This is a genomic window from Bradyrhizobium sp. USDA 4353 (assembly GCF_054063215.1).
In genome coordinates this window covers 1,647,690-1,663,179 of sequence record NZ_JBSSGB010000001.1, presented here as the reverse complement: position 1 = coordinate 1,663,179, position 15,490 = coordinate 1,647,690, and the positions used below count along the sequence as shown (strand labels likewise).

The 15,490-nt window shown below is 64.9% G+C and carries 16 protein-coding genes and 1 pseudogene; 10 read left to right on the top strand and 7 right to left on the bottom strand.

The features are described from left to right. The first annotated feature begins 179 nt into the window (after positions 1 to 179). From ACVILH_RS07465 to ACVILH_RS07430, 8 genes and pseudogenes are all read left to right on the top strand, one after another. Positions 180 to 431, top strand: a complete 252-nt coding sequence (locus ACVILH_RS07465; protein WP_456712314.1) for a hypothetical protein — start codon at positions 180 to 182, stop codon at positions 429 to 431. Between the two features lie 304 nt (positions 432 to 735). After that, complete coding sequence (locus ACVILH_RS07460; RefSeq protein WP_456712313.1) at positions 736 to 1,947, top strand: tyrosine-type recombinase/integrase; 1,212 nt, start codon at positions 736 to 738, stop codon at positions 1,945 to 1,947. Positions 1,948 to 2,428: 481 nt separating this feature from the next. Beyond that, positions 2,429 to 2,959 carry a hypothetical protein gene (locus ACVILH_RS07455; RefSeq protein ID WP_456712312.1) on the top strand — a complete coding sequence of 177 codons (531 nt, stop codon included), beginning with the start codon at positions 2,429 to 2,431 and terminating at the stop codon, positions 2,957 to 2,959. Positions 2,960 to 3,106: 147 nt separating this feature from the next. Then, positions 3,107 to 4,015: pseudogene (locus tag ACVILH_RS07450) on the top strand (YifB family Mg chelatase-like AAA ATPase); the annotation flags it as partial. A gap of 179 nt (positions 4,016 to 4,194) precedes the next feature. Then, on the top strand, positions 4,195 to 4,641 hold the full coding sequence (locus ACVILH_RS07445) for a helix-turn-helix domain-containing protein (RefSeq protein WP_035646914.1): 447 nt from the start codon (positions 4,195 to 4,197) through the stop codon (positions 4,639 to 4,641). An 85-nt stretch (positions 4,642 to 4,726) separates the two neighbouring features. Continuing rightward, a complete protein-coding gene (locus ACVILH_RS07440; RefSeq protein WP_456712311.1) occupies positions 4,727 to 5,215 on the top strand; it encodes a PIN domain-containing protein in 489 nt (162 codons plus the stop codon). 135 nt (positions 5,216 to 5,350) lie between these two features. Then, positions 5,351 to 5,830: a hypothetical protein gene (locus ACVILH_RS07435; protein ID WP_456712310.1), complete on the top strand. Its 480-nt coding sequence runs from the start codon at positions 5,351 to 5,353 to the stop codon at positions 5,828 to 5,830. 135 nt (positions 5,831 to 5,965) lie between these two features. Then, on the top strand, positions 5,966 to 8,206 hold the full coding sequence (locus ACVILH_RS07430; RefSeq protein ID WP_456712309.1) for an ATP-binding protein: 2,241 nt from the start codon (positions 5,966 to 5,968) through the stop codon (positions 8,204 to 8,206). A 304-nt stretch (positions 8,207 to 8,510) separates the two neighbouring features. Here ACVILH_RS07430 and coaA read toward each other — a convergent pair whose 3' ends face one another. The 7 genes from coaA to hisB all read right to left on the bottom strand — a co-directional run bounded on the left by coaA (position 8,511) and on the right by hisB (position 13,348). Further along, a complete protein-coding gene (coaA, locus tag ACVILH_RS07425) occupies positions 8,511 to 9,467 on the bottom strand; it encodes a type I pantothenate kinase (RefSeq protein WP_456712308.1) in 957 nt (318 codons plus the stop codon). A 34-nt stretch (positions 9,468 to 9,501) separates the two neighbouring features. Continuing rightward, on the bottom strand, positions 9,502 to 9,825 hold the full coding sequence (locus ACVILH_RS07420) for a phosphoribosyl-ATP diphosphatase (RefSeq protein WP_456712307.1): 324 nt from the start codon (positions 9,823 to 9,825) through the stop codon (positions 9,502 to 9,504). Positions 9,826 to 9,901: 76 nt separating this feature from the next. Further along, positions 9,902 to 10,678: an imidazole glycerol phosphate synthase subunit HisF gene (hisF, locus tag ACVILH_RS07415; RefSeq protein ID WP_006612658.1), complete on the bottom strand. Its 777-nt coding sequence runs from the start codon at positions 10,676 to 10,678 to the stop codon at positions 9,902 to 9,904. A gap of 69 nt (positions 10,679 to 10,747) precedes the next feature. Then, a complete protein-coding gene (hisA, locus tag ACVILH_RS07410; RefSeq protein WP_456712306.1) occupies positions 10,748 to 11,482 on the bottom strand; it encodes a 1-(5-phosphoribosyl)-5-[(5-phosphoribosylamino)methylideneamino]imidazole-4-carboxamide isomerase in 735 nt (244 codons plus the stop codon). Between the two features lie 57 nt (positions 11,483 to 11,539). Further along, the gene (gene hisH, locus ACVILH_RS07405; RefSeq protein WP_456712305.1) at positions 11,540 to 12,190 is read right to left on the bottom strand and encodes an imidazole glycerol phosphate synthase subunit HisH; all 651 of its coding nucleotides are present in this window, start codon (positions 12,188 to 12,190) and stop codon (positions 11,540 to 11,542) included. Further along, positions 12,187 to 12,714, bottom strand: a complete 528-nt coding sequence (locus ACVILH_RS07400) for a DUF2628 domain-containing protein (RefSeq protein WP_456712304.1) — start codon at positions 12,712 to 12,714, stop codon at positions 12,187 to 12,189. Before ACVILH_RS07400 ends, hisH begins: the two co-directional genes overlap by 4 nt. 40 nt (positions 12,715 to 12,754) lie before the next feature. Next, a complete protein-coding gene (hisB, locus tag ACVILH_RS07395; protein WP_006612663.1) occupies positions 12,755 to 13,348 on the bottom strand; it encodes an imidazoleglycerol-phosphate dehydratase HisB in 594 nt (197 codons plus the stop codon). 196 nt (positions 13,349 to 13,544) lie between these two features. On the opposite strand from hisB, the gene hslV reads away from it, so the two are divergent. Next, the gene (gene hslV / locus ACVILH_RS07390; protein ID WP_456712303.1) at positions 13,545 to 14,105 is read left to right on the top strand and encodes an ATP-dependent protease subunit HslV; all 561 of its coding nucleotides are present in this window, start codon (positions 13,545 to 13,547) and stop codon (positions 14,103 to 14,105) included. Positions 14,106 to 14,182: 77 nt separating this feature from the next. After that, entirely contained in the window at positions 14,183 to 15,487 is a 1,305-nt protein-coding gene (gene hslU, locus ACVILH_RS07385) for an ATP-dependent protease ATPase subunit HslU (RefSeq protein ID WP_456712302.1), read from the top strand. The last annotated feature ends 3 nt before the right edge of the window (positions 15,488 to 15,490 follow it).

Below are 15,490 nucleotides of genomic sequence, written 5' to 3'. Positions count from 1 at the left end.
GACCAGTCCTTGAAAGATCGAGTCCTTGAGATCGAATCCTTGGATTTCCGGTTTCGCGAAACCTGATCGGCGGCGTCTCCGTCCGCCGGCATCCCCAAAATCCGGCAGCCGCGCCGGTCGAGCCGCGATTTCCGGCGTGTCAGGCGTCGGGCCGAATCGCTCAAGCAGAGGAAACCGAAATGGCAATCGTACCGCGACGTATCGCCGCCCGGCCCGACCCTGCAGCCTGGGGCGATGACGAGCTCCTGACGCTGGCCGAGGCGGCAGCGCTGCTGTGGCCCAGCGGGCCGATCACGGCGAGCACGCTGAGGACCGCGTACCGGGGTGGGCTCCTCGAGACGGTGATGCTCGCGCGCAAGCTGATGACGACGAAGCGCGCACTCCAAGCGATGCAGGAAGCCGCCCGCCGGCCGGCGAAGGCGGCCGACTGAGAGGCTAAGTATTCGCAAGTATAGATTCGAGCGCTGCTCGCGCCACCCCGACCGAGCACCGCGCTAGACAGCCCCCGTTGATTTCGAGGCGGAGCTCGGGAATCCCTTTACTCGCGCTTACAGCCGAAACGAACCGGCGGCGCAGTATAGACCGGACGACCTCGGCGGATGAGCCGTTGGGGCAGACGTCCGGACAGACGACGGCCCCGCCGATCGCTCGACGGGGCCGCTGACGGATCGCGTGCTCGACCTAGCCCTTCCAAAAGCAAACCGGGCGCGCGCTCCTAGAGGAGCTAATCGTATCATGAACTTCTACGACAGGAAACTGCGCGAAGCGCAGATGGAGAAGGCTGCCCTGATGCCGCGCTTGGCCGAGGGAGAGAAGCTTCAGTTGCCGAAGCTGGAGATCCGCCTCCGCCCGAGTGGGTACTGGGCGCTGTTCGTCGACGGCATCTATGAGCAGACGACGAGCGAGAAGGAAGAGGCCGACGCCAAGCGCTGGCTCGAGATCTGGAAGCTGCAGCGCGACGCCGAGGCGGACGGCATATACGATATTCGCCGGGCCGACGCCCTTGCCATCGTGGAGCATCGCAAGAAGCAGGTCGCCAAGCAGAAACTCGCCAGCGCCGGCGTGATCACCTCTACTCTCACAGCGATCGAGCCGTTCCTGGAGGGCAGGCAGCTTCGCCACCTGACCGACGAATGGGTGGAGGAGACCGAGGATTGCATGACCGAAGGCGGCTACAGCTACGAATATTTCTGTAACGGTATTCGGTTCCTTCGCACGGCGATCCGGCAGTACACCAAGAAGCGGTACGGCACGATCTTTCTTCCGTTCGACGCTCCGCCCAGCGCTCCCGGACGCCAGAGGGTGATCTCGGCGGCGGAGCGCAACATCGCTATGCGTTGGGCGAAGGGGCGGGAGGACTACGACCCGAAGACGAAGATCTGGACCAAGCCCCGAAACGACATCGACGATACGGAGCTGCGCGACCGCCAGCTGGTCTATCGCGAGCTCTACCTGGGGTACATCTTCGGCTCCCGGCCCGGCATCTACGACAAGCTCTCCTGGCAGCACCACGACGAGGGCGGCTGGATGGACGTCGACGGCGGGGTCTTCCATCGCGTGCCGCCCGGCGCGCCCACCCACGCCAACAAGCGGGCGCCGGCGGTGGACATGCCGCCGGAGGTGATCGACGAGCTCCGCCGGTGGAGGAGGGAAGATGACGGCAATCCCTGGCTCTTCCGGACCGTGGTGGGAGGGGGCCCGCTGGGCCGGGAGCAGCAGAACGCAATTTTTTCCACGCGTCTGGCCGCCCTCGGCATTCAGGACGTGACCGGCCACGTGCTGCGTCACTCATGCATCACCCGCATGGTCGAGAAGGGCTTGTCCGCCGCCATCATCTCGGCGGTCTGCGGCATCTCGATCAAGATGCTGCACTCCCGCTACGACCACCACGAAGACCGCGCCGTGCAGCCGCTCGCCCACGGGGCGATGGCGACCATGTTCACCTAGGCCGCTCCGCGGTGATCTCAGGCCCTATCGAGGCGCCGCAGGCAACCGCCGCGGCGCCTTTTTCGTGGCCAGCGGATGGGCTCTCGGACGCCTTCCCGGGTGCCTCTTGTACGATCTCTCGACCCTCCACGCGGGCGCGGAGCGGCGAGGCCTCTTAGATCTTTGGATTCGCTATGCTTTCGACAAGGCCTCCATCGCCGGCGCCTTTTACGTTCCGGTTAACCGGGACTCGGGGACCCAATAAAAACGGGCATTCTCGAAAATGCTCAGAGCAGATCAGGGCGTCAAAAACCGTCTCAGGGCGGTTCGTTCATACCATTCAGATACGATCTCCGTACTGTCGAAACCCATATCGCGACACCGATGGCGACTCTGAGCGCGCGGCGCTAGAAGGAGACCAGGGGACCGCGGGGAACGACCTATGGCCGCGATACGGACTGCAGCGGGGAAGCGACCGCCTCGTCGCCGCGGCCGCTCCTCCGTGCCCCCCGAATTCATCCTGCGGTTCCCGCTATCTCAGATCCAGGCGCTCGCCGCGGCTCACGTCGAGGACGACATGGAGCGGAAGGCGTTCGCGGCGGGCCGCAGGATCGCCGCCGGCGGCCGGGGCCGCAGCGACTTCTTGGCTATCGTCGAGTGGAAGACACGGGGAAGGGGACGGTCCAGGCCGGAGCGCAACGCCGACGACGATATCGCGGATGCCCTGGGTCTTGCGATCGCCGCCCGGACGGAGCGGGCCGCCGTGGCGGTGCTCAGGGGCCTGGAGGGCGTCGACGTGCCGGTCGCCTCCGCCATCCTCACCACCTTGGATGCGCACCGGTACACGATCATCGACTTCCGTGCCCTCTGGAGCCTGCGCGCCAAGCGGCGGCCGCCCTACTCGGTCTCCTTCTATCTCGACTACCTTGCGACTTGTCGCCGGATCGCAGCCAAGGCTGGCGTCGATCTCCGCACCCTCGACCGGGCGCTCTGGCGATATTCGGAGAAGCACCAACTCCCGCAGCGGTCTTAAATCTGTGGAAAAGCGCTTGACAACCCTGCGAGATCAGCGCCGGCGACAACCGAGTTCTTCTCCGAACCATGCGATCTGTGGAAGTATTGATTTGATGAGGTGCCTCGAAATACCCTGAAAAGGGATGGATATTCTCGAGAAATGTGTCACCTCGTGCTGATGATCGGATCTCCCGGCGCGGGCAAGTCGATGCTGGCGGCGCGGCTGCCGTCGATCCTGCCCCCTCTGTCGCCGGCCGAGCTGCTGGAGGTCTCGATGATCGCCTCGGTCGCGGGCGAGATCGAAGGCGGCGCGCTGACCAACCGGCGGCCGTTCCGCAGCCCGCATCATTCCGCGAGCATGGCGGCGCTGACCGGCGGCGGGCTGCGCGCGCGACCCGGCGAGATCTCGCTGGCACATCAGGGCGTGCTGTTCCTCGACGAATTGCCCGAGTTCGATCCGCGCGTCTTGGATTCGCTGCGCCAGCCGCTGGAAAACGGCGAGGTCTCGATCTCGCGCGCCAATCACCGCGTCACCTACCCTGCCCGCTTCATGCTGGTCGCCGCGATGAATCCGTGCCGCTGCGGCAATGCCTTCGAGCCCGGCTATGCCTGCAAGCGCGGCCGCATCGACCGCTGCACTTCCGATTATCAAACCCGAATCTCCGGCCCGCTGATGGACCGCATCGACCTGCGCATCGAGGTTCCCGCCGTCACCGCCGCCGACCTGATCCTGCCGCCCGCGCGGGAAGGCTCCGCCGAGGTCGCGGCCCGCGTCGCCGCCGCGCGCGATCTGCAACGCGAGCGCTACGCCAAAGCCGGCCTGCCGCACATCCGGACCAACGCGGAAGCCCCCGCCGCCGTGCTCGACGACGTCGCCAAGCTGGATGCACCCGGCCAGAAATTGTTGCGCGAAGCCGCCGAGACGATGCGGCTGTCCGCCCGCGGCTATCACCGCGTGCTGCGCGTCGCCCGCACGCTCGCCGATCTCGATCACGCCGACACGATCGGCCGCCTGCACCTCGCGGAGGCGCTGTCGTACCGGGCGCTGGCGGAGGACAATCGCCACGCGGCCTGACGAAAGCGCTCGGCGCTTCGATCCCTTCAGACAAACGGTTTAGATTGATTTACTCGATACGACCGATATTGGGCCAATCTATAGAATAGTATTCTATTTGAAACCAAGCCGGTCTTCACGCGTTTCGATTATTGCGATTATGCTCGGCTATCCCTATCGTGTTTCCAGGGGAATGGAAAATGAGCGCACGAGATCTAGAGAGACCAATCACGCTTCCTTCTAAGGAAGATACCGCCCTTGCCCAGGAAGCTTCGAGAGCCATAGCAACGAAGCAGCCTTCAGAGCTCAAGGTCAGATTGGACGACGGCCAAGAACTCACCTTGCCGAAGGCGGCCACACGGCTCATCGCCCATCTTCTGACAGAGATGGCTCAGGGCAATGCGGTCACTATCATTCCGATCCATGCGGTGCTGACGACCCAGGAGGCGGCAGACTATCTCAACGTCTCGCGGCCGCATCTCGTCAGCTTGCTCGAGGAAAAAAGGATTCCCTACCACAAGGTGGGAACGCATCGACGCGTTCGCTTCCAGGATCTCGTCGATTATCGCGCAGCGTTCGAGAAGCGCCGCCGGGAGATCATGGAGGAGCTTGCGGCTCAAGCCGAGCAAGAGGACATGGGCTATTAGCAACCACTCTCGCTACACCGTCATCCTCGACGCTTGCACTCTCTACCCAGCCCCACTGCGGGATCTTGTGATGGAGACCGCGTCGATGGGACTGTTTCGCGCAAAATGGAGCGACAGAATCCACGATGAGTGGATCTCCAACCTGCTTGCAAAGCGGCCAGATCTCGACCCGGCGAAACTCGAGAGAACAAGACAGTTGATGAACAGCGCCGTTCCCGATTGTCTGGTCACCGGGTACGAATCGATCATTGACGCCCTCGATCTGCCTGACGAAGACGACCGACACGTGTTGGCGGCCGGCATTCACTGCGGCGCAGACGCCATCGTGACATTCAACGTCAAAGACTTTCCCGTCGAGACGCTCGCAACCTACAACATCGAACCACAGCATCCCGACGAATTCCTCGTGCATCAGTTTGGACTGAACGAGGCAGCGGTCCTGAACGCAGCGCGCCGATGCAGGTTGAGGCTGAAGAGAAATCCCAGGGACGCCATCCAATATTTGCTCGCCCTCGAAAGATGCGGACTCCCTCAAACTGTCGCGCACCTTCGCGCCTTCTCTGAGGTCATTTAATCGACTTCAGCCTCTTCCCACAATGCTCATATCGTTTCATTTTCCCTTCAACCCTCTGGTAACGACTTCTCTTTACGCTCCGACAACCATAAGGCCCGCGTTTCCGCCCCCAGGCCTGTTGCGTCGGTGCGTGTCATGTTGCGTTTCAAGGTTCTTGTTTCGGCCGTGCCGCTGATCGCAGCCGCGGTCTTTGCCAAGCTCGAATGGGCGCCCTCCCCGCAGCCCTGCATCGCCGTCGGCGCCGAGACCGTGACGATCGGCTCCTCGCCGTTTCATGCCGATCTGCATGTCGACTTCACGGATGATCCGGCGCTCGCCACGGTTCGTGTGGCTCTGGCCGAGTCTCCGGAGACGGCCGATCTCGTCGTGGTCGACGATGCGCCGGTGAAAATGGATCAGGGCTGCGGCATGACGGCCGCCAACCAAACCGTCGCGATCGCCGCCGAGCCGCTTCCGAGCGCGCCGTTGATCGATCTCGCCCGTGACGATGCGGCGGATGGCCGCACCGGCTATCGCAGCTCCGTGTCGGAGAGCCGCACTACGGCCCGCGAGGCTACCGCGCTGATCGCCGCAGCACGCCATCGTTCCTCACCTCCGGGCAATCCGGTGCTGTGAGCCGGGCTAACGCCCGGTTCACCATCTCTGCACGCGTGAGGCGCGCGTGCCGGAGCTTTCAAAGTCTCAGCAAGACCGAGGCCGCATGGTTGCGGCCGGCCAGGGCATTGGAATCGAGATCGTCAGGGGTGAACGATGGGACGGATGTTTCGTATCAGGCTGCAGCTGCGCCGGTTCATGCGCCGTCACCGCACCATATTCGCGATCCTGCGCTCGCTGATGATCTTCTCCGCCGGCTTCGGCGGCGCCTATGGCTTCATCAAGGCCAGCATGTCGGAGAACTCCGGCTATAATCCGCATACCTTTGCGATCGGCGCGAGCTTCCTGTTCGCCATCGCCTGCGTCGGTCTCGCCACGCTGAGCATGCGGCTGCGCTTCGTGAACAAGAAGATGCAGAAGATCGTGCTGCATAATGAGGTGCTGGCGGACCGGAACTGGGAGCTGCAGGAGGCCGAGCAGCGCGCGCGAAATCTGTTCGAGCAGCAGGGCGATCTCATCATCATGCGTGAGCAGGACGGGACAGTTGTGTTCGTCAACGACGCCTATTGCCAAATGGCCGGTCTCGATCGCGAGAACCTGGTCGGCAGCCGATTCGCCTTCGCACTGATCGAGCAGGGCGAGAGCGCGCTGGAGCCGAGCGGCACGCGCGTGCACGACCAGCGCATCGACAGCGCGATCGGGCCGCGCTGGATTGCCTGGCGCGAGGCGCTGGTGCGCTCCGATGCCGGCCACCCGGCCCTGCTGCAATGTGTCGGCCGCGACGTCACCGACCGCACCGAGACCGAGCGGGCGCTGGCGGATGCGCGCGACCAGGCCAATGCGGCGAACCGCGCCAAGTCGCGCTTCCTGGCGATGGCGAGCCACGAAATCCGCACGCCGCTCAACGGCATTCTCGGCATGAGCGGGCTGCTCCTGGAGACGCAACTCACGCCGGAGCAGACGACCTACGCCAAGGCGGTGCGCAGCTCGGGCGAGGCCCTGATGTCGCTGATCGACGAGCTGCTCGACTATTCCAAGATCGAGGCCGGCAAGCTGGCGCTGGAAGCCCAGCCGTTCTCGCTTGCCGCGCTGATCGAGGAGATCACCGAGCTCCTGGCGCCGCGCGCGCAAGCCAAGCAGCTGGAGATCGCGGCCTACATGGACGAGCGGTTGCCGACCTTCGTGACCGGCGACGCCGCGCGGCTACGCCAGGTGCTGCTCAATCTGGCCGGCAATGCCATCAAGTTCACGGCCAAAGGCGGCGTCGCTGTCATCGCCGAGCCAGGCATCTGGCCGAACGAGATCAGCTTTCAGGTCCGCGACACCGGCATCGGCATTGCCGCCGATGCGCAGGAGCGCATCTTCCGCGAGTTCGAGCAGGCCGACGACAGCGTCGCGCGCAGCTTTGGCGGCACCGGGCTTGGGCTCGCGATCTCCGACCGGATCGTCAAACGCATGGGCGGGCGGATCAGCCTGCAGAGCGAGCTCGGCGCCGGCTCCACCTTCGAGGTCTCGGTGCCGCTGCCGGCCGCTTTGGAGCGCGGCGAGCAAAACAGCTTTCGCGGGCCCGATCTGGCGGGCCAATCAATCATGCTGATCGCGCCACCCGGCCTGCAGGCCGAGCTGATCGAGCGACGGCTGCAGAACTGGGGCGCACAGACCTGCCTCGTCGCCGAGACCGAAGTGGCTGAAGCGCTGCTGCCGGAGCGGGCCTGGCACGCCGTGCTGGTCGATGACGCCATCGGCAGCGAGACCGCGCGCCGCCTCGGAGCGACAGCGCAGCGTCATACGACGCGGCTGATCGTGCTCGTCACGCCCGTGAGCCGCCACGAGCTGGCGCCAACCGGGCCGTTCAACGGATATCTGGTCAAGCCGCTTCGGGCCGCCTCGCTCGCCGCGCGCGTCGGCTACGACGTCGATGGTGCCGCATCGACGCTGATCGATGACCCCGTTCCGATGATCGCGCCGCCGATCGCGGCGCGCGCGGGCACCGGCCTCTCGATCCTGGTCGCCGAGGACAACGACATCAACGCGCTGTTGATGCGCTCACTGCTGACCAAGCTCGGACATCACGCCGATATCGCCGTGCATGGCGAGGCCGCGCTCGATTCGTGGCTCGCGGCACGGTCGGCCGGCACACCTTACGATCTCATCCTGATGGATGTGCAGATGCCCCGCCTCGACGGCATCGCCGCGGCGAAGCGCATCCGCGCGCTCGAAGCCAGCGAGCCGGGCCGCCGCACGCCAATCCTGGCGCTGACGGCGAATACTTTGGTCGAGGACCGCTATGCCTGCTTCGAGGCGGGCATGGATGGCTTTCTGGTCAAGCCGATCGACCGCGACAAGCTCGACGAGGCGCTGGCCAATCTGGCGGCGGCCCGGCAGGTGGCGGCGTAGTTGAGTTTGTAGCACGGGAGGTGCGCTCCCTCTCCCCGTCCTTCACGGGGAGAGGGTCGGGGTGAGGGGCAGCCACACGGGTGGTGCCCTCTTTCTGCAGCTCAGAGCCGCCTTGCCCGTCCGATAAACCTATAGTCCGGGCTATGTCAGTGCCATGCCCCTCACCCGGATTGCTGCGCAATCCGACCTCTCCCCGCAAAAGGGCGGGGAGAGGTTAGAGCGGCGCAAGCCGCAGCACCGTACTCTCCTCATCAAACAAGGAGACACCAACTCAGCTGATGCCAGCATCCGTCTAGCACTCAGCTCACAGCCGCCTGAGCGCCACCGTTTCGATCTCGTGATCCGCGCCCTTCTTCAGGATCAGGGTCGCGCGCGGCCTTGTCGGCAGGATGTTGTCCTCGAGGTTGGCGAGGTTGGTGCGTTCCCAGATTGCGATGGCGGTGGCGGTGGCTTCTTCATCCGACAGCAGCGCGTAACGGTTGAAGTACGACCGCGGGTCGTGGAAGGCAGTGTCGCGCAGCGACAGGAAGCGCTTCACATACCATTTGCGCAGCACCGCCTCGTCGGCGTCGATGTAGACCGAGAAGTCGAAGAAGTCGGAAACGACCGGCACCGCCTTGCCGTCGCGCGGCAAGGGTCCGGTCTGCAGCACGTTGACGCCCTCGACGATCAGGATGTCTGGCTGGTCGATCTCGGTCCACTGATTGGGGACGATATCGTAGCTGAGATGCGAGTAGACCGGCGCGCGCACCGGATGGCGGCCGGCCTTGATGTCCGAGAGGAAGGCGAGCAGCCGCGGCTTGTCGTAGCTCTCCGGAAAGCCCTTCTTCTGCATCAGGCCCTGCCGTTCGAGCACGGCGTTCGGAAACAGAAAACCGTCGGTGGTGATGAGGTCGACCTTCGGCCGCGGCGACCAGCGCGTCAGCAGCGCCTGCAGCACGCGCGCGGTGGTCGATTTGCCGACGGAGACCGAGCCGGCGACGCCGATGATGTAGGGCATCTTGCGGTCGCGGATGCCGAGGAACTGGCGTTGCGCGTAGTACAGCCGCTGCGCTGCATCGACATACATCGACAGCAAGCGGGACAGCGGCAGGTAGATGTCCTCGACCTCCTGCAGATCGAGGCGGTCGTGCATGGAGCGCAGTTTGGAGAACTCGCCAGGCTCGAGCGTCATCGGCGTGTCGTTGCGCAGCTCGGCCCATTGCTGGCGGGTGAAGACGCGGTACGGATTATATTGTTGTTCTGTGGTGCGCATATCCATGACGCTGCCCTTCGTTTCCCCCGGCCGTCGCGCCCTACTCCGTCTTGCGCGACGCCTTTTCTTCCAGCCCCGACTGACCGGTCCGCTTGCCGAGCGCCGCCTCGACCTCGGCGAGCGCGATGTCGCGCGACTTCAGCAGCACCAACAAATGAAACAACAGATCGGCGCTTTCGGAGATCAGATGCTCGCGATCGGTGCCGACCGCGGCGATGACGGTTTCGACCGCCTCCTCGCCCATCTTCTTGGCGCACTGCGCCGGGCCCTTGTCGAGCAGCTTGCGCGTATAGGACGCCTCACCGCCCGCCGCGGCGCGCGCGTCGATGATGGCAGCCAGGTCGTGAAGCGTGAAGCGGGACATCAGCCAGGTCTCAGAACGCGGGTCGGCCGCACCGGCCGGACCCCTGTTCATCTAACATTTTTGCGGCGCAATGTCGTCAGGGATCGAGCCGCATCGGCAGCCCCTGGCGCACCATGTGCTCCTTGGCCTGCCGGATGGTAAATTCTCCGAAATGGAAGATCGAGGCGGCCAGCACCGCGGTCGCCCTGCCCTGGCGGATGCCGTCGACCAGATGATCGAGATTGCCGACGCCGCCGGAGGCGATGACGGGCACCGGGACGCTGTCGGCGACCGCCCGGGTCAGCGGCAGGTCGAAACCCTGGCGGGTGCCGTCGCGGTCCATCGAAGTCAGCAGGATCTCGCCGGCACCGAGCGCGACGACCTCTTGCGCATATTCCAGCGCATCGATGCCGGTCGACTTGCGGCCGCCATGGGTGAAGATCTCCCAGCGCGAGCCGCCGCCGGGGCGCGACACCGACTTGGCGTCGATCGCCACGACGATGCACTGCTCGCCGAACTTTTCCGCCGCTTCCTTCACGAATTCGCGGCGCGCCACCGCGGCCGAGTTGATCGAGACCTTGTCGGCGCCGGAGCGCAGCAATGTCTTGATATCATCGATCGTGCGCACGCCGCCGCCGACCGTGACCGGCATGAAGCAGGCCTCGGCCGTGCGGCGGACCACATCGAGCATGATGCCGCGGTTCTCATGGGTTGCGGTGATATCGAGAAAGCAGAGCTCGTCGGCACCTGCGGCGTCATAGGCGATCGCGGCCTCGACGGGATCGCCAGCGTCGCGCAGATTGACGAAGTTGACGCCCTTGACGACTCTTCCGTCCTTGACGTCGAGGCAGGGAATGACGCGGACCTTGAACATCGTGTTCTCTCATCTCTTTTTGAGCATGATCTTTTCGGAAAACCGGTTCCCACTTTTCCGGATCATGCTCTACCCGCCCGCCGCGCGGATCAGCGCCAGTGCTTCCGCGGGATCGAGCCGCCCATCATAGAGCGCGCGGCCGGCGATGGCACCTTCGAGCTTCCTGGCGCGCGGTGTCAGCATTGCCTTGACGTCCTCGATCGAAGCGAGGCCGCCGGAGGCGATCACGGGGATCGAGATGGCATCTCCAAGTGCAATCGTCGCGTCGAGATTCAAACCCTTCAGCAAACCGTCGCGCGCGATGTCGGTGAAGATGATCGCGGCGACGCCGGCGTCCTCGAAACGCTTGGCGATGTCGAGCGCGGTCACCTCGGAGGTCTCGGCCCAGCCTTCCACCGCGACCTTGCCGTCGCGCGCATCGAGACCGACCGCGACGCGTCCGGGAAAGTTTTTCGCGGCCGTCTTCACCAGCTCGGGATCGCGTACCGCGGCGGTGCCGATGATGACGCGGGTGATACCCTTGTTGAGCCAGGCCTCGACCGTCTTGAGATCGCGGATGCCGCCGCCGAGTTGTACCGGCATCTTCACCACTTTCATCATCGCTTCGACGGCCTGCGCATTGACAGGCTTGCCGGCGAAAGCGCCGTCGAGGTCGACGACGTGGAGATATTCAAAGCCCTGGTCGGCGAAGCTTTTGGCCTGGGCGGCGGGATCGAGGTTGAACACGGTGGCGCGTGCCATGTCACCCTGCTCCAGGCGCACGCATTGGCCGTTCTTCAGGTCGATGGCGGGAAATAGGATCATGTCTGGAGTCTCTCAAGAGCGTGCCCTGCGCGCCTCAGGCGAACAGGACGATAGCGCTCACGGCTTCCACTTCAGGAAGTTGGAAATCAGGGCGAGACCGAACCGCTGGCTCTTCTCGGGATGGAATTGCGTGCCGATCGCGGTGTCCTTGCCGACGATGGCGGTGATCGGCCCGCCGTAATCGGCGCGCGCCAGCACCTCGTTCTCGTTGACGGCATTGAGGTGATAGGAGTGCACGAAATAGGCGTGCAGGCCCTTCGGACCGAGCGGCAGCTTCTCCAGCACCGGGTGCTCCTGCAACACGTCGAGCGTGTTCCAGCCCATATGCGGGATCTTCAGACTCTCGTCGCGTGGCGTGATCTTCTCGACATCGCCGGACACCCAGTCGAAGCCGTCGGTGGTCACGTGCTCCTTGCCGCGCGTCGCCATCAGTTGCATCCCGACGCAGATGCCGAAGAACGGCCGCGCCTTCTGGCGCACGGCCTCCGTCATCGCTTCCAGCATGCCGTCGACGGCGTCGAGGCCGCGGCGGCAATCGGCGAAGGCGCCCACGCCGGGCAGCACGATGCGGTCGGCGCGATACACCGTGTCGGGATCGCGGGTGACCACCACCTTCTGCGGATCCTCCATGCTGCGCGCGGCGCGCTCGAATGCTTTCGCAGCGGAATGCAGATTGCCGGAGCCGTAATCGATGATTGCGACGCTCATCGTCCACCTCCGGGTTCAGGGAACAAGCCAATGATGCTGGCGTGGGGCAAAGGCGGCGGCGGCCGCTGGCCGTTGCCGTTGTCACGCGTCGGCGGCGCGCCGCCGCGGTCGACGGTGTTGTTGTCGGTGCCGAGATCGCTGCGCCTCGCAGCCCAGCGCTCGAAGAAGCGGCGCTCGGCGGCATCGAGATCATCGGCGACGACGACATCGAGCTGGCGCCAGTTGCCGCGCGAGTAGCTCCAGCGTTTCAGGCTGGAGGCTTCCAGCCCGAGCAGGATCGCGATCAGGAGATCGGTAGTGGCGATCGCGCCGCCGGCGACGCCGATCCGCGCCAGCACCACGTCGATCACGATCACCAGCGCGATGTAGCCGATCACCGCCAGCCACAGCCTATGCCAGGCCAGCCAGACGGCGCCGAGCACCGCGGCCCAGAGATGGAAGCCGTCGCGAATGAACACAAAGCGATCTGTCGAGCGCAGATCGGCGCCAGCGGCAAGGGGCGCGTGAACCGTATAGACGGGCATGTCGAATAACCCCTCGGAGTAGAGAGTTGGAGGAGGGAGGTCAGCCGCCGAGCTGACCCTTGGTGGAAGGCACTTCGCCCTTGTTGCGCGGGTCGATCGCGAGCGCTGTCCGCAACGCCCGCGCCAGACCCTTGAAGCAGGATTCGGCGATATGATGGGCGTTCTCGCCGTACAGGGTCTCGACGTGCAAGGTAATGCCGGCGTTCATGGCAAATGCATTGAACCACTCGCGCACCAGCTCGGTGTCGAACTCGCCGATCTTGTCGCGCGCGAAGGTGGTGCGGAACACCAGCATCGGCCGGCCCGAGACGTCGATCACCACACGGGTCAGCGTCTCGTCCATCGGCATGTGGATCGAGGCGTAGCGGGTGATGCCGGCCATGTCGCCGAGCGCCTGGCGCACGGCCTGGCCGAGCGCGATGCCGACATCCTCGGTGGTGTGATGGAAGTCGATATGCAGGTCGCCGACCGCCTTGACGGTCATGTCGATACGGGAATGGCGGGCGAGCAGATCCAGCATGTGATCGAAGAAGCCGATACCGGTCGCGATCTCGACGACGCCAGTGCCGTCGAGGTTCACGGACACCTCGATGTCGGTCTCTTTGGTCTTGCGCTTGATGGTCGCGCTACGCATGGGGTCAGCTTTCCCTTGAAAACGCGGCCCTTTTATCAGGCGGATGACACCTTAGCTACTGCGGGATGACGCCCTGGAGCCCTGATCTCGGCCCATGGTGAGCGGATTTCAAGGCCTGACGGAGCAGGGCAGGGACGCGGTAATTGTATCCCAACCCCTGAGCGCCTAAATCAGGCCGTCAACCCAGGGACTTTCCATGCACGCATCCTCCCATGAGCCCAACGTCTGGCACGGCACCACGATCCTGACCGTCCGCAAGGGGGGCAGGGTGGTCGTGGGCGGCGACGGCCAGGTCTCGATCGGCCAGACCGTGATCAAGTCCAACGCCCGCAAGGTGCGCAAGCTCGGCAAGGGCGACGTGATCGGCGGCTTCGCAGGCGCCACGGCTGATGCCTTCACCCTGTTCGAGCGGCTGGAGAGCAAGCTGGAGCAATATCCGGGGCAGCTGACCCGGGCCGCCGTCGAGCTCGCCAAGGACTGGCGCACCGACCGCTATCTGCGCCGCCTGGAGGCGATGATGATCGTGGCCGACAAGGAGGTCTCGCTGGTGCTGACGGGCACCGGCGACGTGCTGGAGCCGGAGGCAGGCGTGATGGCGATCGGCTCGGGCGGCAATTATGCGCTGGCGGCGGCCCGCGCCCTGATCGACACCGAGAAGGACGCCGAGAGCATCGTGCGCCGCTCGCTCGATATCGCCGCCGACATCTGCGTCTACACCAACCGCAACATCACCATCGAAGCGCTGTCGGCGGAGTAGATGCCGCCCGGGCGTCCGCCGATCGACGCGGCAGCGACACCCTGCACAGCCCCCGCAACCAGTTTCTGGCCTGATCCATGACCGACTTTTCCCCCCGCGAAATCGTCTCCGAACTCGACCGCTTCATCGTCGGCCAGGCCGACGCCAAGCGCGCTGTCTCCATTGCGCTGCGCAACCGTTGGCGCCGGCTGCAGCTCGATACGGGGCTGCGCGAGGAGGTGCTGCCGAAGAACATTCTGATGATCGGCCCGACCGGCGTCGGCAAGACGGAGATCGCGCGGCGGCTGGCCAAGCTCGCGGGCGCACCGTTCCTGAAGGTGGAGGCGACCAAGTTCACCGAGGTCGGCTATGTCGGCCGCGACGTCGAGCAGATCATTCGCGATCTCGTCGAGGTCGCGATTCACCAGGTCCGCGAGCGCAAGCGCAAGGACGTCGCCGCCCGCGCCCAGCTCGCCGCCGAGGAGCGCGTGCTCGATGCGCTGGTTGGCGCCAATTCGAGCGCCGCGACCCGCGACTCGTTCCGCCGCAAGCTGCGCGCCGGCGAGCTCAACGACAAGGAGATCGAAATCGAGACGCAGTCATCCGGCGGCGGTTTTCCGATGTTCGAGATCCCGGGCATGCCGGGCGCGCAGATGGGCGCGATCTCGATCGGCGACATCTTCGGCAAGCTCGGCGGCCGCACCAAGACCCGCCGCATCACGGTGGAGGCCTCTCACGACATCCTGATCGCGGAAGAATCCGACAAGCTGCTGGACAGCGACCAACTGGTGCAGGAGGCGATCACCGTCGTCGAGAACAACGGCATTGTGTTCCTCGACGAGATCGACAAGATCTGCGTGCGCGAGAACCGCCATGGTGGCGACGTGTCGCGCGAGGGCGTGCAGCGCGACCTGCTGCCGCTGATCGAGGGCACCACGGTCTCGACCAAGCATGGCGCCGTGAAGACCGACCACATCCTGTTCATCGCGTCCGGCGCGTTCCACATCGCAAAACCGTCGGATCTGCTGCCGGAGCTGCAGGGCCGCCTGCCGATCCGCGTCGAGCTGCAGGCGCTGACCCGCGACGACATGCGCCGGATCCTGACCGAGCCGGAAGCGTCGCTGATCAAGCAATATGTGGCGCTGATGAAGACGGAGGGCGTCACGCTCGACATCACCGACGACGCGATCGATGCGCTCGCCGACGTCGCGGTCGCCGTGAACTCGACGGTCGAGAACATCGGCGCACGCCGGCTGCAGACCGTGATGGAGCGCGTGCTCGACGACATCTCCTTCACGGCCTCGGACCGATCAGGCGAAACCATGCGCGTCGACGCCGCCTATGTGCAGCAGCACATCGGCGATCTTGCGAAAAACGCGGATCTGAGCCGGTTCATTCTCTAGCCG

Bases quoted from the DNA above. Each gene is read 5' to 3' on its own strand.
- hslV (WP_456712303.1), top strand. From the start codon at position 13,545: ATGCACGCATCCTCCCATGAGCCCAACGTCTGGCACGGCACCACGATC.
- ACVILH_RS07445 (WP_035646914.1), top strand. From the start codon at position 4,195: ATGAGCGCACGAGATCTAGAGAGACCAATCACGCTTCCTTCTAAGGAA.
- coaA (WP_456712308.1), bottom strand. From the start codon at position 9,467: ATGGATATGCGCACCACAGAACAACAATATAATCCGTACCGCGTCTTC.
- ACVILH_RS07430 (WP_456712309.1), top strand. From the start codon at position 5,966: ATGGGACGGATGTTTCGTATCAGGCTGCAGCTGCGCCGGTTCATGCGC.
- hisH (WP_456712305.1), bottom strand. From the start codon at position 12,190: ATGAGCGTCGCAATCATCGATTACGGCTCCGGCAATCTGCATTCCGCT.
- ACVILH_RS07435 (WP_456712310.1), top strand. From the start codon at position 5,351: ATGTTGCGTTTCAAGGTTCTTGTTTCGGCCGTGCCGCTGATCGCAGCC.
- ACVILH_RS07420 (WP_456712307.1), bottom strand. From the start codon at position 9,825: ATGTCCCGCTTCACGCTTCACGACCTGGCTGCCATCATCGACGCGCGC.
- ACVILH_RS07400 (WP_456712304.1), bottom strand. From the start codon at position 12,714: ATGCCCGTCTATACGGTTCACGCGCCCCTTGCCGCTGGCGCCGATCTG.
- ACVILH_RS07465 (WP_456712314.1), top strand. From the start codon at position 180: ATGGCAATCGTACCGCGACGTATCGCCGCCCGGCCCGACCCTGCAGCC.
- ACVILH_RS07460 (WP_456712313.1), top strand. From the start codon at position 736: ATGAACTTCTACGACAGGAAACTGCGCGAAGCGCAGATGGAGAAGGCT.
- hisF (WP_006612658.1), bottom strand. From the start codon at position 10,678: ATGTTCAAGGTCCGCGTCATTCCCTGCCTCGACGTCAAGGACGGAAGA.
- hisA (WP_456712306.1), bottom strand. From the start codon at position 11,482: ATGATCCTATTTCCCGCCATCGACCTGAAGAACGGCCAATGCGTGCGC.
- hisB (WP_006612663.1), bottom strand. From the start codon at position 13,348: ATGCGTAGCGCGACCATCAAGCGCAAGACCAAAGAGACCGACATCGAG.
- hslU (WP_456712302.1), top strand. From the start codon at position 14,183: ATGACCGACTTTTCCCCCCGCGAAATCGTCTCCGAACTCGACCGCTTC.
- ACVILH_RS07440 (WP_456712311.1), top strand. From the start codon at position 4,727: ATGGGACTGTTTCGCGCAAAATGGAGCGACAGAATCCACGATGAGTGG.